Origin of the sequence: Thermomonospora echinospora (genome assembly GCF_900108175.1) — a bacterium.
Taxonomy (GTDB): Bacteria; Actinomycetota; Actinomycetes; order Streptosporangiales; family Streptosporangiaceae; genus Thermomonospora; species Thermomonospora echinospora.
Genome location: NZ_FNVO01000034.1, coordinates 1 through 19,031 on the forward strand (window position 1 = coordinate 1; position 19,031 = coordinate 19,031).

The following is a 19,031-nucleotide window of genomic DNA, read 5'->3' on the forward strand; positions in this document are numbered from 1 at the left end:
CTCGCAGTCCAGGCCAACGACGGGGAACCAGGCGGGGAAGAGGTCGATCAGGTGTGCGAGGGTCTGGGCGTAGTCGGCGCGGGTCGCCGGGTCCTGGATGGAGTCGAGGAAGTGCTCGACGGCGGCCGCGACGCGCGGTAGGCCAGGCCGGCCGTTCCGGCCGGGATAAGGGGGAACGGACGCCACCAGGACCTCCTAGAGCCGACGTGGTACATGATGCTGCCGGATCACCCCCGGCCCGGCGGACCCCGAGCCGGGCGGACGCTGCCTCTGACGAGGCTATGCGACAGGTGATTTCGCTTCTGTGTCACACCCGCTGGCAACGGCTGCTCTCGCTTGCTGGCGGTGACACGCCTGACGGCACCCAGAGTGGAGGGTCTGGGTCCGCGTGGCAGTGCCCCGTTGCTGCCGAGGCGGGCGGGGTCAGAAGGGTGGATCATCGGAGAAGTCTCCGTTCCTGGTGACCCAGGGGTTGTTGGCGGGCTGCGGTGCCGGGGAGGACGGGTCGGCGTCGAGGGCATCGTTCCAGGCCTCCATGAACGCCTCGCGGTAGGAGGGGGACGGGGCGTCTCAGCGGCTCTCGTCGGGATTCACCCCGGCGAGTTCGCACAGGGCCAGGAGGACGGCCTCGGCGGTCTCCCAGCGGCTGGGCACGGACAGGCCCAGGATCGTCCGGCGGACCGTCTCGTGACTGGCCCCGCCGCCGTACGGAATGGCGGCGATGCGGCCGACCGCGTGTTGGTCGACCTTCGACTGCCGCACCGCCACCTCCAGGCCTTGGGCGACCTCGACCACGTCCGGCAAATTCAGCGCGGCCAGTTCACCGCGCCGCGCCATCATCGCCCAGCCCAGCACCAGCAGGAACTGGTCACAGACCACCAGCGCCTGCGGCCGTGGCACCGGGACCGGTGGCGGCGCGGCCGCACCAAGCAGATCGCCCAAGCCGACATCGACCGGGGCGAGCGGTTCGGGCGGGAGGGCACAGGCGGCCACCAGCGTCCGCAACTGATCGACCGCCAGCACGGGCGCCCGGCGTGCGTCGGGCAGCCCGGCGGTCGCGCGCTCCCGCCAGTAGCTCTTGATCACCGCCAAAGCGGCGCCGGGGTCGGGTGGCATGGCCCCGCTCGTTCGATGGACGACGCGGATCGCGGCCAACTTGCTGGTCAGATAGGAGGCGCCTTCCCGCCGTCGGCGCGGACCGACATGAACTCGGCCACCGTCTCAGTGGTGGCCGGCAGCGCGGTCCGCCCCACCCGCGCGCACCAGGCGGTGAAATCGTTCCACGAACGCATGTAGGCACGGCGGGTGTCGTCAGGGATCGAAGCTAAGATGCGCTCGGTCACCCGCGCCGACACCACGGTCTCCGGCCCCGGCACCGCCGGCCGCCACATCAACACCTCGACCGGCCCGGCCCGGCTGGCGCACTCACCCCAGCGGCGCCGCCTGCAACGCCGCAGCCGGTCAGTACCACCGCTCCCCGAACGGCCGACGCAGCCGACCGGTCCGACCGGGCGGACCCATCATCACGGGACATGCCAACGCCTCCCAGCGGCGCGGCCTTCCGCTATGACACCCCGCGGGCTACGACCCGGTACCGACAGTTCCACCCGCTCACGGAAACCACCCCCGCTTCCCAGTACTCAGGGTCCTCCCCGGCCCTGTGGTGGCAGCCCGAGCCGAGCGCCCTCACTGAGGATGTCGCCATCCGGCTAAATAAGACATCACGACATGTCTAAGACAGTTGGGCCTAGACAGGGCAATAAGTGATCATGCATCCTAATTTTCACGTGCATGATCAACGCTTTGGACCCACGTATCCCTGTCGGGACGCAAAGGCCTGAGCGGCCGGTGGGACACGGCGGGGGTGATGTGGCGGTGGCGTGGGTGACAGCGATCGGCCCGGCCATCGCGCAGGTCGACTACCGCCTGGAAGCCTCCGCTGGCTGCGGGCTGTCCCGGGAGCATGGGCACGCCGCCGAGGCTGAGGCTCAGGCCGGGTACCGGATGGATGAGGCCGACCGGCTGACGTGGTTCGGCGGTGGGCTCGCCGAGGTCGGCATCACCGCCGGCGCGGCGCTGGCGGGTGAGGCCGACAAGGCCAAGGCGCGGGCGTTGATGGACGGCGTTCATCCCCAGACCGGCGAGCGGCTGGTAGAGCCGAAGCGGGCGGCACATCCCCGTGGCAAGCTGCCCGCTGCTCCGTTCCTCGCCGCCGTGGAGGAGTTGGCGGCCGCGCGGGGGGTGCCGGCTACCGAGGTGGCGGCGTCGCGGTGGGGCCGGGCACGGCTCGCGCAGATGACGCGGATGGTGGCCCGCGAGGGCGAAACGCACCGGGTGGCCGTCAAGGACCTGGAGCGCCTGGCCGGCGCGCTCGGCGTCGATCTGGGTGCCGTCTACGAGGCCAGGGAGCTGACGGTGGCGCGGGCGCACCGCGCCGAGACGGTGCGGGTCGGGGACCGCGGGTTCGACCTGACGATCGACATTCCGAAGACGCCGAGCGTGTGGTGGGCGCTGGCCGATCCGCAGGCGGCAGCGCTGCTGCAAAACGCCTTCCGTGAGGCGGTGACCGAGACGCTGGCCGAGGTCGAGCGGTGGTGCGGCTACGTGATGCGCGGCAAGCACGGCGACGGCCGTACCGCCCGCCGTATCCCCACCAGCGGTCTACTGGGCTGGGTCATGTGGCACGACGTCGCCCGCCCTGTGGCGGGGCAGACTCCGGATCCGCACCTGCACGCGCATGCGGTTATCGCGCACATGGTCTGCGGTGCGGACGGCCGGTGGAGCACGCTGGCAACGGCGGCTGGGAGTTCTACCGGCATGTGGAGGTAGTCGGGGCGCTGGCCCAAGCCCGCTTCCGCGCCAAGACCACCGCCCTGGGGTTCCGGTGGGAACGGGTGCCCGGGAGCCGGGTGTGGGAGCTGGCCGGTGTTCCCGCCCGCTTGCGGGAGGTGTTCTCCAAGCGGTCCGGCCAGACCAGCGGAATGCTGGTCCGGTTGGGCATCGATCCGGATCGGGCCACCACCGCCCAGATCAAGGCGGCGTCCGCGATGTGCCGGGAAGGCAAGGACACCGCTCCGCTCGCACCGGCGAGCTTGGTCCATGCCCCGGTGGCCACCGGAACACTGGAGGCTGACCTAAGGGAATCCTGGCGCAGGCAGACGGTGGAGTCCGGAGCCGATCCAGACACGGTCGTGGCAGCGGCCCGCCGCGGCGGTGGGCCGGACGGTGGTACCGGAATCGGCGGACCGGACGGGCCAGTAGGACCGGACCTTCCGCCTCGCCCTCCGCGGACTGTTCCGCCCTCTCCTCCGTCCCGGCGGAACGCGGAACAGCCAGCGGAACGGACCACGGAACGGGCGGAACGGACCACGGAACGGGCGGAACGGTCTGCGGAACGGGTGGAGCGGTCTGCGGAATGGGCGGGGCGGCCCGCGGGGGAGGTGGCGGAACGGATCGCCGCCGCGGTGTTCGATCCCGAACACGGCCTTACCGCCCACGCCAAGGTCGTCACTCGGCCGAAGCTACTGGCCGCCGTCCTGGACGAGCTGCCCGCCGGCATCACATCGGCGGCCGCCGCCGAGGAACTGGCCGACGCGGTGGTGGCCGGGGAAGGTCCAGCGGTGCGGCTGGAACGACAGGGCCCGGCCTACAGGACCCACCCTGAGCGTTACACCACCCGCGACATCATCGCCGCCGAACAGCAGATCCTCGCCGCCGCCCGGGACGGTTATCAGCGGCCCGGCCGCGAGGACGAGGGTCTGGCCGTGGTCGATGCCCAGGCCGCCGAGCTGGCGATCGAGACATTCGAGGCCGCCGCCGGCTTCGAGCTGAGCCGGGAGCAGCGCGAGGTCATCCAGCGGCTGACCGGCGCCGGGCATGGTGTCGACGCGGTGGTCGGCGTGACCGGGGCGGGCAAGACGACGCTGATGGCGGCCGCCCGGGCGGCGTGGGAGGCGGCCGGGATGGTCGTGCGCGGCGCCGCCGCCGCAGCGGTCGCCGCCCAGGCCTTGCAGGCCGAAACCGGCATCCCCTCATCGACGATCGCATCCGTGCAGCGGGCGCTGGAGGATCCGGATGCCCCCGGCCTGGACGGCGTCGACGTCCTGGTCATCGATGAGGCCGCGATGGCCGATGATCGGCAACTCGCTGATGTCCTGTCCGCCGCCCAGCGCACCGGCACCAAGGCCGTGCTGATCGGCGACCCGCTGCAGATGAAGGCCATTGGTGTCAGGGGGACGTTGGCTGAAATCCACCGGCAGGTCGCAGGCCCGCTGCTGACCGAGAACCGCCGCCAGCGCGAACCGCTGGAACGCCGCGCTTTGCAGCTGTGGCGGGCCGGGGACCGACACGGTGCCCTGCGTACCTGGGCCGTCGCCGGCCGCGTGCACGCCGGAGGCAGGCGCGAGGACACCTTGGCGCGGATGCTGACTGACTGGGAGTCGGCCCGCGACCACCTGGCCCGTACCAGCGGCGAACGGGACGTCCATGAGGAGCTGGACCGGTTGCTGATGCTGACCGGCACCAACGCCGACGTCGACCTGCTCAACCAGGGCGCGCGCCTGACCCGCCGTAAACGTGGGGAGATCACAGGCCCTGACCACAGCTACCAGCTCGCCACCGGCGGCACCCTCGCCCTGGCCGTGGGGGACTATGTCCGCGTCCGCCGCAACGACTACCGGACCCGGCACAAGGACGCCCCGGCCGACGCCGTCGACGTCCTCAACGGCTACCGCGGCATCGTCACCGGGTTCAACGGCCGCGACCCGGTGGTGCAGCGGCGAAGCCAAACCGAAGACGGGCCCGGGGTAGAGACCGCCACCATCCCCGCCGCCCGCATCGCCGCCGGCGACCTGTCATACGGCACGGCGATGACCGTGGCCTCAGCCCAAGGACTAACCAGCGACATCACCTTCGTGTACGGGCCGGGCCTGGGCCCGCACACCGTCTACCCCGCCATGAGCCGCAACCGGAAGCAGGCGCACCTGTACCTGCCACGTGACCTGCTCGAAACCGACACCGACCGGGCCCGCCACGGCGCCCCGCACAGCCCCGTCGACGAACTGGCCCGCGCGATCGGCGCCTACGCCCGCACCCTGACCGGCGACCGCGCCGACCGGCTCGCGCTCACCGAACTCGGCACCGTTCCTGCACCTCCCACTGGCACCCCAGCCACCGAAGCCGCTCCGGCCGCCCAGGCTGCTGGGGCCGGGCGTGAGAGTATTCAGCCCTCTGCGGTGCCGCACTGGCGCAAACGGCCGTATGGCACCTACACCGACAAGTACCTGGACCGCCTGGCCACCGCCTACCGCGCCCAGCTCGATCGCTTCCAGCGCATCGAGGCCCGCACCGCAGCAGAGACCGCGGCGGCTCGCCGCGGCAAAGGCCCCGCCGCCACCGTCCTGGCTGAACGCCGCCAAGCCCTCGCCCAGGCCGCCGACATTGAGGCCCAGCTCACCCAGGCACGAGAAGAGGCCGACCAGGCGGGGGCGGACATCGCCGACGCCACCCGGCAGGTGACCGCTGCCCGCGAACTCACCCAGCACGGCCGCCTAGCCCTGCGCATGGCCAGCATATCCCGCGCCCAGGCCCAGCAGCAACTGCAGGACGCCCACGATGCCTGGCAGGCCGCCTGCGACCGGCAGACCACCGCCCAGCAGCGCACCGACCGACTCGCCCGTCAGGCCGCCGACGCCTACCGCCAGGCCCCCGCCCTCCACCTGCCCGGCGCCGGCCAAGAGAGCGGCGCCGACCAGGAGAGCGGCCGCTGGCACCACGGCGCGGCCACCGCCGACCTGGCCGCCCTGACCCGGCGGTGGGACGAGTACTTGGCCCTCGCGATCCGCGCTGACCTGCGCACTGCCCCCAAACGCGCGGCCCAGACCACCCTGGGCCGCGCCTACGCCGCCCACCTCGCCGGCATCGACACACCCCACCAGGCCGTCGACGCCGACGAAGCCCACCGCCAGCTCGCGGCCATCACCACCGAACAGAACCTTCGCCGACAGATGCCCACCGACCACGCCGACCAGGAGCGCACGCAGCGCACCCAGCACCACCGCCGACAGACCACCGGCCGCACCGCCCACCAGGCCGGCCGCGCCGCCGCGCACGAGCAGGACCGCCAGTACGAGGCCTCCCGGCCACCCGGCCCCAGATACGACCACGGACGCGGATCCAGCCGCTAGCCCGGCGCGGACGCACCGCAGCCGGCCCCGGCTGCCCTGCTTCACCCTCCGCGATGACGCCCCGTGCCCGGATTCAGGGCAGGGCGGACGGCCCGGACAAGAGGCGACCCGATCCGCGCCTGCTCAGCCACCAGGCGGTCCCGCAACTGCAGGACCCACTGGCCGACACGATGGACAGCCGAGACAACCGATCCCGGCGTCCGCCGGAACTCTTCAGCCTCGCAGAGACAGCAGCGCCATCACCACCCGAGCGGCCTGCCGCCACCAGCCGCGCAACCGACCCTGGGCTTGTTCCTCGATCTCAGGTCCCAGGTGTCGCTCTGCCTGATCCTTGGCTCCCTCGGTGACGCCGGCCGGAACTTCCCTCCAAGCACGACCCGGCCTGCTGGAGCGCTGTCCGCGTCCGGGTGACGTCGCCATGTGCACGATCGGACGGGACGCACCCAGAACTATGACACCTCTTGAACCATCTTGACCCTTATGCGACCCTTTGAAGGAAGATACGGTCCGAAGATCCTTAAGTTGCATCGTCGGTGTCATGGACTCGGGCCGGTGTCGCTGAAGGCGTAGCCCTGCACGAGCTGCTGCACCACAAGCTCCTCGCAACGCCTTCAGCCTCAGGCGCGTCCGCGCGTCAAGCGGCTTGTGGAGGCCCTGCCGACAAGGCCCCCGGAGCCAGCAGAAGGGAGAGCCATGCATCACAACAGACGGCCGTCCACCCGAGCTGGCCCACTGTTCCAAACCTGCTACGGCTCCACCCCAGCACCCCACGCGGATGGCCTGCCCGAACTGTGGGGGTATGGCATGAGGTCACCAGACAGAAAGCTCTCCACCCTCACCACACGGAGGACGGGTGACCCGATGCCCCGATGGCGCGGAACGTGTGGTGATCGGCCTCACCTCCTCCGCCTTGGCCTGCGAAGAGATCGCAGGGGGGCATCTGCCCTCAGCTAACGTGAGGGCGTCCCAGCAGAGATCGCCCAAGGAACGCCATGAGTAGTGAAGCGGATCGGCACCCCGACATCCTGACCACCAAAGAGCTCTCGCTCAGGCTGGGACTGTCACAAAAGACCATCCGCCGTATGGCCGCCGCAGGACAACTCCCCGCGCTGCGGACGGGCAAGGACCTCCGCTACTCCTGGCAGGCGGTCCTCGACACCCTCCGCCGCGCCCAAGACCCGCACACTCCCGCAGCAGCCAGCGCCCGAGCCGCCGGTGGCAACGCGCTCGCCGTAGCCAGAGACAGCGCCTACGCCGCCACCGACTCCTGGAGCCGGCTGCGTGCAGTCCTCCAACTCTTGGTCGAGACCAGCGAGAACCTCGACCTGACGTCAGAGCAGCGGGCGGAACTGGCGGACGGCCTGGCGGCTGCCTCCGTGGCGATCCGCGAATCGGGACGTAGGTCCACCCAGCCGCAGGTCACCATCAGCCAGCACGGAGGCCACCGCGACTCACCATCAGGTGAAGACCCAGTTCACGCTGCGGCCGTGACGCTGAATGACTTGATGCGGGCAGTAGCACGAGTCCAGGACGACCAGGAAGTCCGCCGCGCCTTCGCACATGGCGATGTTGGCCAGGCCCTGCGAGAGCTGAGCGATGACGCCTCAGCGGAGAACGCCCCACCGAACCAATAAGTGCGCCACCACCCTCCAGAACAGTGCGCAGAAGATGAGGCACCGTACTCCAGTCGCTGGTTGGAGAACGCCTCCAGATCCTCCACGTCATCGGGTTGCGAGCCTACGGAGGTGGGCCTGCATTCGCCGCTGAGCGAACGCCTCGACTGCCACAGGTTCCGGAGGCTCCATGACCGCCTCGATCGCCAACACATCCATGACACACAAGCTCTTCCGGGCGTGATCGAGAACGACGAGTACGCCCCCTCCTGTGTCGCGTAATCCACCAAACCCCATCCCAAGCGACTCGGCGGATAGGGCATCGCCTAGAAAAACAGAATGTCATACGCGTCATTTCCCTGAGAGAGGGGACTCACTGAAACTGAGATCGTTGTCTCTTCAAGCAATGCGCTACCAAGCCACCGCGATTACTGGCCTCACCTTCCACCGAGCCACTCCTGGAACGGCCACCCTGTATGCGAATCATCACGGCAACCACACCAAAAACCCCGTCGCCGCCCGCTGAAAACCCCACGACCTTCCCAGCTGTACGGACCTGCACTGATGGACGCAAACCCTCAGCTGCGACGGCCTCTTCAGCACTAAAGCCCACCGCTACTCGGCCATCTTGGTCGCACTCCGTGAAGCCCGCATCACCTATCGCCAAACTCAAAACGGCGAAAACCGCGCCCTCGGTGAGCGTCAGAAGTAAACCGCCTTCGCCGTGGGCTGGTTTACCCATGCCAACAGTGGATGGCTCAACGCGGGAGACGCCCTCCTGGCTGACACCGCCGCCGACCAAGCTCGCCGACGACGCCAAGCCGGCTACGGCTCATAGCTAAGCCGTGCTCGATGCTTCAACCGTCGCTGCTTGACCACCGTGAACCGCAGGAGATGACAGCATGACCACCGCTGACGAAAATCACGCCTCTGCTGAGCTGCTGCTCGGCGGCTGGTACACGACTGAACAACTCGCTGAAATAATTGGAGTCGACCCGTCCACCCTTCGGCGCTGGCGAACTTCGAACCCCGTCCAAGGACCCCCCTTCGTGCGGATGTCCGGAGCGGTCACCCGCTACAGCGTGCTCGATGTCGAGCGCTGGCTGGCCAACCGCCGCATTGACCCCAGAGAGGCTGATACGTGACCTATCAGGAGATGCCCCCCATCGGTGTATCGCTGTCGGTCGACATCGAACACCGGCCGGACCGCCGGCTTCCCTACCGCGCCCGGGTGCGCTGGACCGACCCGGGCACGAAGCGACGGCGCTCCAAATCCGAAGCGGTGGAAACCATCGAGGCGGCGCAAGCCTGGATCGACACCCTGCAACGGGCCGCCCAAGCGGGCATCGACCCCATGACCGCCACGATGGCCCTCGCGGCCTACGGCGAGACCGTGATGCCCCTGGCCCTTCGTGGCCTGGAAAGCAAGACCCTGGATCCCTACCTGGCGGGCTGGCGCAAACGCGTCGTTCCAGCGCTGGGGCATCTTCCCGTCCGGATGATCACGAACGGAGCCGTTGACCGGACCGTTCACGCCTGGATCGCCGATGAGTGCGGACGCTCCACGGTCAAGAACAGCCTGGCGGTCCTGGTGCGGGTCATGGAACAGGCGGTGCGCGACGGCATCATCGACCGCAACCCGGCCCGCATCACCGGCTGGCAGCGCCACTACAAACAAGCCGAAGACGAACTGGACGACCCCCGCTCCCTGGCCCTATCGGACTGGGAAGCGCTCGTCACCCTCGCTGACGCTCTCGTGGAGCGATCCGCCGACCGCTACCCGGGCTGGGGTGATGTGGTCCTGTTCTCCGCCAGCACCGCCGCCCGCATCGGCGAGGTGTCCGGTGTCCGGACCCGCGACATCGACCGCGACAACTGGATGTGGACGGTCCGACGGCAGACCACCCCCAGCCCCGGCGGCCTGGTCGACAAGGGCACCAAGGGCAAGCGCGCCCGCACCATCCCACTGATCGAGGAAATCCGCGACCTGGTCATCCGCCGTCTCGACGCCGCTGGCGACGATCCTGACGCGCGCCTGTTCACCGGCCCACGCGGTGGCCGCATCACCACGGCGATCCTGCGGGACGCCACCCACTGGGACGAGGTCGTCACCCGGCTCGGGTACGAGCATCTGCGCCGTCATGACCTGCGGCACACCGGTCTGACGTGGATGGCCGATGCCGGGATTCCGGTGCACGTCCTCCGAAAGATTGCCGGACACGGCTCGCTGACCACCACTCAGCGCTACCTGCATCCGGATGTCCGCTCGATCACCGCCGCCGGCAAGGCCCTGAGCGACCACCTCAGCGTCCGTAGGTCCCCAAGTGGTCCCCGGCTCAAGGTCGTCTAGCCGCTCGGTCTGACTCGAACACCCAAAGCGAAGGCCCGTTGACCAGGCTTTTCGCCTCGTTCAACGGGCCTTGCTCACCGTCGGGATGGCGGGATTTGAACCCACGACCCCTTGACCCCCAGTCAAGTGCGCTACCAAGCTGCGCCACATCCCGGTGCCTGCCGCAGCAGGCGTGACTACCTTAGCGCAGTCGGAGGGTTGGTGCGTACCTAGATCGCGGCACATGGGTGGCCGGGGTGGGTGGGGGCTGGTAGGCATGGCGGGTGCCTTCCTTGACGTTGCGCGGGCTGGTGGCCTTGTCGGTGGCGGTGCTCGGGATGGGCATGTGCGGGTGTACGGAGAAGGGGGAGCCGCACGCCGGGCCGGGGGGAGTGGCGAAGGCGGGGACGACGAGGCCGGAGCCTTCGCGGACGGTGGGGCGGCGGGTGGTGCCGCGGGTGCCCAAGGGGGTGCGGGCCGGCTACATGGTGTTCGACCGGGAGACCGGGAAGGTGACGGCGCAGCACAACGCGCACGGCACGGTGCGGTCGGCCTCGGTGGTGAAGATCCTGATCGCGCTGGATCATCTGGAACGTAGTGGTGGGCGGGCGGTGCCGGCCGGGGATCTGGCGCTGTTGCGGGGGATGCTGCGGTCCAGTGACGACGGGGCGGCGACGGCCTTGTGGAACCGTGGGGGGCGCGGGGCGATCGTCACGCGGATGGTGCGGCGGCTCCGGCTGGCCGACACGGCGCCGCCGCCGGCGTCGCGGCCGGGGTACTGGGGGTACACCGCGATCAGCGCGTACGACGTGGTGAAGACGTACCGCTATCTGCTGGAGAAGGCGCCTGAGAGGACCCGGCGGTTTGTGCTGGGGGAGTTGCGCAGGGCGACCCGGTGCGGCAAGGACGGGTTCGACCAGTACTTCGGGATCCCTCGGGCGCTGCCACGGCCGTGGGCGGTCAAGCAGGGGTGGTCCGGATTCGGGACGGTGCCGGACGAGCCCTGCGGCGGGGCGACGGCGAACGGGCTGCGGCTGCGGCCGATGGCGGGTGCGGAGCCTGGAGCGATGGCGGCACCGGAGCCTGGGCTGAGGCCCGAGCCGGTCTCTGCCGCCGGGCCGGGAGCGGTGGCGGCGCCGGGAGCGGCGGCGGCGCCCGATCTGGGGCTGGGGCGTCCGGTGCTGCACACCACCGGGACGGTGGGGGAGGGCGACCGCCGGATCGTGGTGGTGCTGACCCTGCATCCGGCGGGCGGCTCGTTCCGGATGGCCGCGACCCGGTTGACCGAGCTGACCGGACAGGTGTTCCGGGCGGGCGGGGGCTGATCTCCGGCGCCTCCGGCGACCTCCGGAGGCTGTGGGCGACGCGGGCGTCGTCGGCATCGCGGGCGCCGCGCGATCCTCGCCGAGGACACGGACGAGGACAAGGGCGGGGGCTGGCCGGCCGGGGCCAACCGCGACCTGCGGGTGTGTTCCGTCGCTGTTGCCCGATTGTTATTGCTCGCAACAAACCCGGGGCTCGTACCCCCTGGCGATGCTGGTCGCGACGACATATGTTGCGGGGCACAACATTTCGACCGGTGGTCCGCGACCCGGCCCACCGTGCGACGCGCGTTGCGAACACGTCCGGGAACCACCCCTGCGGCCACCACCCCGTGGTCGCCTTCCAGAAAGGACCCGTGCAGATGCGCAAGGGCATCCTCAGCGTCGCCGCGATCTCCGTGGTGGCGGCCCTCACCCTCACCGCCTGCGGGGACGACTCCGGCGATGACGCCGAGGGCGGCCAGGTCGGCGCCGTCAAGGGCAAGGTCGGCGTGATCCTGCCCGACACCAAGTCCTCGGCCCGCTACGAGAGCTTCGACCGGCCCTACCTGGCGGAGGCGTTCAAGGCCGCCGGCGTGCAGTACGACATCCAGAACGCCGAGGGGTCCGCCCAGCGGTTCCAGACCATCGCCGACCAGATGATCACCAGCGGGGTGACCGTGCTGCTGATCGACGGCATCGACTCCAACTCGGCCGCCGCGGTGACCCGCAAGGCCCAGCAGCAGGGCGTCAAGACCATCGACTACGACCGGCTGACCCTGGGCGGCGTGTCGGACTACTACGTCTCCTTCGACAACGTGAAGGTCGGTGAGGAGCTCGGCAAGGGCCTGCAGAAGTGCCTGGGTGACAAGGACGCCAACATCGTCTACCTGAACGGCGCGCCCACCGACAACAACGCCACCCTGTTCGCCCAGGGCGCCCACTCGGTGCTCGACAAGGTGTCCGGCTACAAGAAGGTCGCCGAGCAGGCCGTGCCCGGCTGGGACAACCAGCGCGGCGCCACCATTTTCGAGCAGATGTGGACCCAGCAGAACGGCAAGATCGACGGCGTGCTGGCCGCCAACGACGGGCTCGGCAACGCCGCGGTGTCCATCCTCAAGAAGAACAAGGTGGCCGGCAAGGTCCCGGTGACCGGCCAGGACGCCACCCTGCAGGGCCTGCAGAACGTGCTGGACGGCACCCAGTGCATGACCGTCTACAAGCCGATCAAGCAGCAGGCCGACGCCGCCGCCAAGCTGGCGATCTCGCTGCTCAAGGGCGAGAAGGCCGAGACCAACGGCACCACCAAGGACACCGAGGGCAACCGTGACGTCCCCTCGGTGCTGCTCACCCCGATCGGGATCTTCAAGGACAACGTCAAGCAGGTCGTCGACGACGGCTTCGTGAAGCAGGAAGAGCTCTGCGCGGGCGACTACGCCGACAAGTGCAAGGAAGCCGGCATTCAGTGACCGGCCCGGGGCGCCCGCGCTCACAAGGCGCGGGCGCCCCTCGGCTCGTCCGAGAGGAGCACAGTGGCTGACAAGGCGACCCCGGTACTTCAGCTGACCGGGGTGAACAAGAGCTTCGGCGCGGTGAAGGTCCTGCACGACGTGGACTTCGCCGTGTACCCCGGGCAGGTGACCGCACTGGTCGGCGACAACGGCGCCGGCAAGTCCACGCTCATCAAGTGCATCGCGGGGATCCATCCGGTCGACTCCGGGCAGTTCTTCTTCGAGGGCCGCCCGGTCGCGATCGGCGGTCCCCGGGAGGCCGCCGCGCTCGGTATCGAGGTCGTCTACCAGGACCTCGCGCTGGCCGACAACCTGGACATCGTGCAGAACATGTTCCTGGGCCGCGAACGCACCCGCGGGGTCGTCCTGGACGAGGCATCCATGGAGGAGTCGGCCAGGCAGACCCTGTCCCGGCTGTCGGTGCGCACCGTCAAGTCGGTGCGCCAGATGGTGGCGAGCCTGTCCGGCGGCCAGCGGCAGACCGTCGCCATCGCCAAGGCGGTGCTGTGGGAGTCCAAGGTGGTGATCCTGGACGAGCCGACCGCCGCGCTCGGCGTCGCGCAGACCCGGCAAGTGCTGGACCTGGTGCGGCGGCTGGCCGACACGGGCCACGCGGTGGTGCTGATCTCACACAACATGAACGATGTGTTCCAGGTCGCCGACCGGATCACCGCCCTGTACCTGGGCCGGGTGGCCGCCCACGTCGAGCGCGCCGCCGTCACCTCGACCCAGGTGGTCGAGCTCATCACCGCGGGCCGGTCGGGGGACCTCGGTCTGGCCCCGACGACCGCCGAGAACACCCTGTGATCGGGACTGCTGATGTCAACCCACTCCCACGAGCTCAAGGAGGCCGCCGTGCAGGTGGCTGACTCCGACTTCGCGATCGACCGGCGCGAGCACACCCTGTCCTCGGCCGTCCGCGACTACTGGACGCGGGTGCGCGCCGGGGAACTCGGCGCGCTGCCGTCGGTCTTCGGGCTGGTCGCGCTGATCCTGCTGTTCACCGTGCTGCGGCCGGAGACGTTCCTGTCCGAGCGCAACATCGCCAACCTGTTCGTGCAGGCCATGTCGGTGACGATCCTGGCGCTGGGCCTGGTGTTCGTGCTGCTGCTCGGCGAGATCGACCTGTCGGCCGGGGTGACCAGCGGGGTGTGCGCCGCGGTGATGGCCAAGCTGATGGTCGAGACCGGGCAGCCCTGGTACGTCGCCGTGCTCGCCGCGCTGGTCACCGGGCTGGTGATCGGCGCCGCTATCGGGTTGCTGGTGGCGGTGGTGCGAATACCGTCCTTCGTGGTGACGCTGGCGCTGTTCCTGGGCCTACAGGGCATCACGCTGCGGCTGATCGGCGAGGGCGGCACCGTCCCGGTGCGCGACGACGTCATCGTGGCGCTGGCCAACGACAACATGCCGATCTGGCTGGGCTGGACGCTGGCCGTGGTGTGCTCGGCCGGGTTCGCGGCCTCCCAGTTGCTGCGCTGGCGGCGGCAGCGGGCCCGTGGGCTGGCCGGACGGCCGCTGGGCCTGGTGCTGGCGCAGATCGCGGTGGTCGCCGCGGCGTTGCTGTTTGGCACCTTCCTGATGGGCCTGGACCGCGCGCCCAGCCCGCTGATCGTGCTGAACGGCGTCCCCTGGGGCGTGCCGGTGGTGGCGATCCTGGTGATCGTGGCGACCTTCGTGCTGGGCCGTACCGTCTACGGCCGGCACGTGTACGCGGTGGGCGGCAACGCCGAGGCGGCCCGCCGGGCCGGGATCAACGTGACCGCCATCCGGATGTCGGTGTTCATGATCGCCTCCACGCTGGCCGCGGTGGCCGGCATGGTGGACGCCTCCCGACTGAACTCGGTTACCCCGGACGCCGGTGCCGGCAACGTCCTGCTGTACGCGGTCGGGGCCGCGGTGATCGGCGGCACCAGCCTGTTTGGCGGCAAGGGCCGGGCCATCGACGCGGTGCTGGGCGGCCTGGTGGTCTCGGTGATCGCCAACGGCCTCGGGCTGATGGGCGCGCAGGCGTACCTGAACATGCTCATCACCGGAGGGGTGCTGCTGTTCGCCGCGAGCATCGACGCGCTCGCCCGCCGCAGGCGCGCCGCCGCCGGGCGGTGAGGTGAGCCGGACGCACGGAGCCGACGGCCGGGCCGCCCCCGCGGGGAGGGCCCGGCTGGTAGGCTCACCGCGGCGGCGGGCGACCGCCTCAGCTCCTGGGATGAGGCGTCAGGTGGGGAGCCCTGCGAGATGTCCGTGACACCCGTGCTCGACCTGCGCGGAGTCGGTAAGAGCTTCGGCCCGGTCCAGGTGCTGCACGACGTGGCCCTGTCGGCCTACGCCGGGGAGGTCACCGCGCTCGTCGGTGACAACGGGGCGGGCAAGTCCACGCTGGTCAAGTGCCTGGGCGGGATCCTGCCCATGGACAGTGGCGACTACCTGTTTGAGGGCCGCCGGGTACGGGTGAACAGCCCGCGCGAGGCCGCCGAACTGGGCATCGAGATCGTCCACCAGGACCTGGCGCTGTGCGAGAACCTCGACATCGTCCAGAACATGTTCCTGGGCCGCGAGTGGCGCAGCGGGCTGGTGCTGGACGAGCCGGCCATGGAGGAACTGGCCGCCCGCACCCTCACCGGCCTGTCGGTGCGTACCATCAAGTCGGTGCGGCAGCCGGTGTCCAGTCTGTCGGGCGGGCAGCGGCAGAGCGTGGCCATCGCCCGCGCCATGCTGTGGGACAGCAAGGTGGTGGTGCTCGACGAGCCGACCGCCGCGCTGGGCCTCGCGCAGACCCAGCAGGTGCTGGAGGTGGTGCGGCGGCTGGCCGACAAGGGCCGGGCCGTGGTGCTGATCTCGCACAACATGAACGACGTCTTCGCGGTGGCCGACCGGATCTGCGCGATGTTCCTCGGCAGCACGGTCGCCCAGGTCAGGGCGTCGGACGTGACGCACGCCCAGGTGGTGGAGCTGATCACCTCGGGCCGCGGCGCCGACGGCCCGTCCGGCGTGCCCGCCCGGATGAACGGCGTAGGTCGGGCCCGCCGGGGCGACGAAGCCGGACCGGGATGATGCGCGCCGCCCCGTCGCAGGAGGAGGTCCGCCGCCACAACCTGGGCACGCTGCTGCGCCACATCCATCTGCGGGGTTCGGCCTCGCGCGCCGAACTGGCCGAGGGGATGGGCCTCAACCGCAGCACCATCATGGCGCTGACCAGCGAGCTGACCGCCGCGGGGGTGGTGCGCGAGGAACTGCCGCGCGACACCCCCCGGCGGGCCGGTCGGCCCTCGCTGGTGGTGCGGCCCGAGTCCACCAGGGTGTACGTGCTGGCGTTCGACATCGGGGTGGACCGGCTGGTGGCGGCCCGGGTCGGGCTGGGCGGGGTGATCTTGGAGCGGCGGGAGGCGACGCGTCCGCGCGTCCCGTTCGACCCGGACGAATTGGTGGGCGCGCTGGCCGCCTTCACCCGCCAGCTGGTGCGCAGGACCGACCGCGACGCGGTGTGCGTGGGCGCCGGGGCGGCGTTCTCCGGGACGGTGCGCCGCGCCGACGGCATGATCCGCTACGGGCCGAACCTGGGCGCGATCGATGTGTCGCTGGGGAACGCGTTGTCGCGGCGGCTGGGCCTGGGGCTGACCGTGTCCATCGGCAACGACGCCAACCTGGGGGCGCTGGCCGAGCACCGGCGCGGCATCGGGGCCGGCTGCACGGACCTGATCTACCTGCACGGGGACGTCGGGATCGGCGGCGGCATCATCGTCGGCGGCCGCCTGCTGGACGGGGTGGACGGGTACGGCGGCGAGGTCGGGCACATGGTGGTCAACCCGTCCGGGCGGCGCTGCGCCTGCGGTTCGCGGGGCTGTCTGGAGGCCGAGATCGGCGAGCACGCGCTGCTGGCCAACGCCGGGCGCACCGGCGCCGGGCGGGTCGGCCGGGACGCGGTGCGCGCCATGGTGGACGCCGCCGCCCGCGGTGACGCCGCCGCCCGCGATGCGCTGCACCGGGCGGGGGACTGGCTGGGGCTGGGCGTGGCCAACCTGGTCAACGTGTTCAACCCCGGCATGGTGATCTTCGGGGGCACCCTGCGCGACATCTATCTGGGCTCGGCCGCACAGGTCCGCAGCCGGCTGGCCACCAGCACGCTGGCCGCCCCGCGGGAACGGGTGAAGCTGCGCACCGCCGAGCTCGGGGACGACACCACGCTGGTCGGCGCGGCCGAGCTGGCGTTCAGCGAGGTGCTGGACGACCCGCTGGAGGTGCTGGCGCGGCTGCGCACCACGGCCGCCGGCCGGCTGCCCGACCGCAGTGGAAGCAACGCCTGAGCCACAGCGTCCGCCCATGGGAACACCGGCGTCTGACACGGGCCGGCCCCGGCGCGACGAGGCGTCGGTGGCCGCCGATCCGCCAAGCGGTGAACCCGGGGCGTCACCTTCCGGACACGCTACCGGCGTTCGGGAAGCAGCGCCTCCAGTACCTCGGCGGCGGGCCGGTCGGCGGCCAGCCGGAAGCCCGTCCCGGCCCACAGCGCCATCGCGTCCTGCTCGCCCCGTCCTGCGGCGGCCCGCCGCAGGGGCGTGGTCATGTTGTGGACGTGCGGGTACGCCGCCGGGGCGTACGGGCCGTGCTCGGTCATGAACCGGTTGACCAGCCCGCGTGCGGGCCGCCCGCTGAACGCCCGGGTCATCGCCGTCGCGGTGAAACGCGGGTCGGTCAGCGCGGCCTTGTGTGCGGCGGGCGCGCCGCTCTCGGGCGTGCGCAGGAACGCCGTGCCGGCCTGGGCGGCGATCGCGCCCGCCGCCAGCACCTGCGCCACGTCCGCGCCGGTGGCCAGCCCGCCCGCGGCGATCAGCGGCAGGTCGGTGATCTGCCGCACGGCGGCCAGCAGGTCCCGCACCTCGTAGGCGGGCAGGTCCGCGTTGGCCCACGAGCCCCGGTGCGCGCCGGCCTGCGCGCCCTGCACGCACAGGGCGTCGGCGGCCGGCACCGACCGGGCCTCCTCAGGTGTGGTCACGGTGACGACGACGAGCGAGCCCCGTTCGCGGAACGCCTCGACGACCTCCCGGGACGGGCAGCCGAAGGTGAAGCTCACCACGGGCACCGGGTCGGCCAGCAGGTCGGCGACCTTGGCGTCCCAGTCGTCGTTCCCGCCCGCCGGCTCGCCGGTCGCCGTCCCCAGCCGTGCGGCCTCGGGCGCGAGCCGCTCCCGATAGGCCTGGAGCGCCGCCGCGTCCACCTCGGCGTCCTGCGGCACGAACAGGTTGACGCCGAAGACGTCGGTCTCCCGCCGGACCCGCTCGATCTCGGCCCGCACCTGCGCGGCGCTCTTGTAGCCGGCCGCCAGGAAGCCCAGGCCGCCCGCCCGCGACACCGCGGCCGCCAGCGGCGGGCCCGACGCCCCGCCCGCCATGGGCGCTTGGACGATCGGGTGGCGCATCAGGTCCCGCACGCTCATGACGGCGAGCCTAGCCGGGCGCCTGCTCGCCCAGCCGGGCCACCTGGCCGAGCAGCCCGAGCTGTGCGGCGATGGTGACCAGGTCGAAGTAGACCCGCTCGCACACGACGCGGTCGCCGTCGAACAGGAACAGCGCGACCATCCGGCAGGTGAACCGCCTGCCGGTCGCCTCGAAGCCCAGGTACGGCCCCAGGTGGGTGCCCTGGAGGTCGAACTCGACGATCACTGCGTCGTCGGCGTGCCGCAGCACCACGTTCTCGTTGCGCTGGTCGGGGAAGGCGGCGCGGGTGGCGCGGTAGTACCCCATCACCTCCTCGGCGCCGTCGAAGACCTGGCCGGTGGCGACCAGTTCGTAGCGCGGATGGTCGAACGGGTCCAGCGCCCGGTCGAAGTCCAGCTCGTTCTCCGCCTCCAGATGCTCGCGGACGACCGCCTCGCGCCGGGCGCGCAGGCTCTGCGGATCGGACGACCCCGCCGGTGTGGTCTGCACGAGAACCTCCTCTTTACCCGATGTAACGTCTCGGCCGGTGATTTGGTGACGATCATCTTGACCCGGGGGTGAAGGATGCGTCACCGTGGCGGGCCGCCGCGGTGGGAATCAGCCGCCGGACGGGGTTGTTGCAGGGGCCGGGCGAAAAATCGATCGCCTTGCGTCCGTAGGGTG

16 protein-coding genes, 1 tRNA gene and 1 pseudogene are annotated in these 19,031 nt (G+C 70.8%); 12 read left to right on the plus strand and 6 right to left on the minus strand.

The window, feature by feature from the left end:
* The 3 genes from C4U03_RS36870 to C4U03_RS36880 form a co-directional block, all read right to left on the minus strand.
* Positions 1 to 186, minus strand: a 186-nt coding sequence (locus C4U03_RS36870) for a hypothetical protein (protein ID WP_146087641.1), incomplete at its 3' end; no start/stop codon positions are given.
* Positions 187 to 570: 384 nt separating this feature from the next.
* Entirely contained in the window at positions 571 to 1,116 is a 546-nt protein-coding gene (locus C4U03_RS36875; RefSeq protein ID WP_103944442.1) for a site-specific integrase, read from the minus strand.
* 47 nt (positions 1,117 to 1,163) lie between these two features.
* On the minus strand, positions 1,164 to 1,391 hold the full coding sequence (locus C4U03_RS36880; RefSeq protein WP_103944443.1) for a hypothetical protein: 228 nt from the start codon (positions 1,389 to 1,391) through the stop codon (positions 1,164 to 1,166).
* Between the two features lie 484 nt (positions 1,392 to 1,875).
* Between C4U03_RS36880 and C4U03_RS36885 the strand changes: the two genes are divergently transcribed.
* The 6 genes and pseudogenes from C4U03_RS36885 to C4U03_RS36905 all read left to right on the plus strand — a co-directional run bounded on the left by C4U03_RS36885 (position 1,876) and on the right by C4U03_RS36905 (position 10,148).
* Positions 1,876 to 2,829 (plus strand): relaxase domain-containing protein, encoded by a 954-nt coding sequence (locus C4U03_RS36885; RefSeq protein WP_160147225.1) that lies wholly within the window; start codon positions 1,876 to 1,878, stop codon positions 2,827 to 2,829.
* Positions 2,820 to 3,011, plus strand: a pseudogene (locus tag C4U03_RS43100) (relaxase domain-containing protein); the annotation flags it as partial. The gene C4U03_RS36885 and the pseudogene C4U03_RS43100, both read left to right, overlap by 10 nt.
* A 429-nt stretch (positions 3,012 to 3,440) precedes the next feature.
* The gene (locus tag C4U03_RS36890; protein WP_235018361.1) at positions 3,441 to 6,185 is read left to right on the plus strand and encodes an AAA family ATPase; all 2,745 of its coding nucleotides are present in this window, start codon (positions 3,441 to 3,443) and stop codon (positions 6,183 to 6,185) included.
* 992 nt (positions 6,186 to 7,177) lie between these two features.
* Positions 7,178 to 7,819: a helix-turn-helix domain-containing protein gene (locus tag C4U03_RS36895; protein ID WP_103944446.1), complete on the plus strand. Its 642-nt coding sequence runs from the start codon at positions 7,178 to 7,180 to the stop codon at positions 7,817 to 7,819.
* 881 nt (positions 7,820 to 8,700) lie between these two features.
* The gene (locus C4U03_RS36900) at positions 8,701 to 8,943 is read left to right on the plus strand and encodes a helix-turn-helix transcriptional regulator (RefSeq protein ID WP_103944447.1); all 243 of its coding nucleotides are present in this window, start codon (positions 8,701 to 8,703) and stop codon (positions 8,941 to 8,943) included.
* A gap of 11 nt (positions 8,944 to 8,954) precedes the next feature.
* Positions 8,955 to 10,148 (plus strand): tyrosine-type recombinase/integrase, encoded by a 1,194-nt coding sequence (locus tag C4U03_RS36905; RefSeq protein WP_103944484.1) that lies wholly within the window; start codon positions 8,955 to 8,957, stop codon positions 10,146 to 10,148.
* A gap of 80 nt (positions 10,149 to 10,228) precedes the next feature.
* On the opposite strand, the gene C4U03_RS36910 is transcribed toward C4U03_RS36905, so the two are convergent.
* Positions 10,229 to 10,302, minus strand: a tRNA-Pro gene (locus C4U03_RS36910).
* Positions 10,303 to 10,420: 118 nt separating this feature from the next.
* Here C4U03_RS36910 and C4U03_RS36915 point away from each other — a divergent pair.
* From C4U03_RS36915 to C4U03_RS36940, 6 genes are all read left to right on the plus strand, one after another.
* Positions 10,421 to 11,452, plus strand: a complete 1,032-nt coding sequence (locus C4U03_RS36915; RefSeq protein WP_235018362.1) for a D-alanyl-D-alanine carboxypeptidase family protein — start codon at positions 10,421 to 10,423, stop codon at positions 11,450 to 11,452.
* Between the two features lie 359 nt (positions 11,453 to 11,811).
* Entirely contained in the window at positions 11,812 to 12,897 is a 1,086-nt protein-coding gene (locus C4U03_RS36920; protein ID WP_103944449.1) for a sugar ABC transporter substrate-binding protein, read from the plus strand.
* A 63-nt stretch (positions 12,898 to 12,960) separates the two neighbouring features.
* The gene (locus tag C4U03_RS36925; protein ID WP_103944450.1) at positions 12,961 to 13,746 is read left to right on the plus strand and encodes an ATP-binding cassette domain-containing protein; all 786 of its coding nucleotides are present in this window, start codon (positions 12,961 to 12,963) and stop codon (positions 13,744 to 13,746) included.
* Positions 13,747 to 13,758: 12 nt separating this feature from the next.
* Positions 13,759 to 15,042, plus strand: a complete 1,284-nt coding sequence (locus C4U03_RS36930) for a sugar ABC transporter permease (protein WP_103944451.1) — start codon at positions 13,759 to 13,761, stop codon at positions 15,040 to 15,042.
* Positions 15,043 to 15,171: 129 nt separating this feature from the next.
* Positions 15,172 to 15,987 carry an ATP-binding cassette domain-containing protein gene (locus tag C4U03_RS36935; RefSeq protein WP_103944452.1) on the plus strand — a complete coding sequence of 272 codons (816 nt, stop codon included), beginning with the start codon at positions 15,172 to 15,174 and terminating at the stop codon, positions 15,985 to 15,987.
* Positions 15,987 to 17,237, plus strand: coding sequence for an ROK family protein (locus C4U03_RS36940; protein WP_200827722.1), 1,251 nt, complete (start codon positions 15,987 to 15,989; stop codon positions 17,235 to 17,237). The genes C4U03_RS36935 and C4U03_RS36940 overlap by 1 nt, the downstream gene beginning before the upstream one ends.
* A gap of 119 nt (positions 17,238 to 17,356) precedes the next feature.
* Here the strand turns inward: C4U03_RS36940 and C4U03_RS36945 are convergent, their stop codons facing one another.
* A complete protein-coding gene (locus C4U03_RS36945; RefSeq protein ID WP_103944454.1) occupies positions 17,357 to 18,367 on the minus strand; it encodes a nitronate monooxygenase in 1,011 nt (336 codons plus the stop codon).
* Positions 18,368 to 18,377: 10 nt separating this feature from the next.
* Positions 18,378 to 18,857 (minus strand): ester cyclase, encoded by a 480-nt coding sequence (locus C4U03_RS36950; protein ID WP_103944455.1) that lies wholly within the window; start codon positions 18,855 to 18,857, stop codon positions 18,378 to 18,380.
* Positions 18,858 to 19,031: the final 174 nt, after the last annotated feature.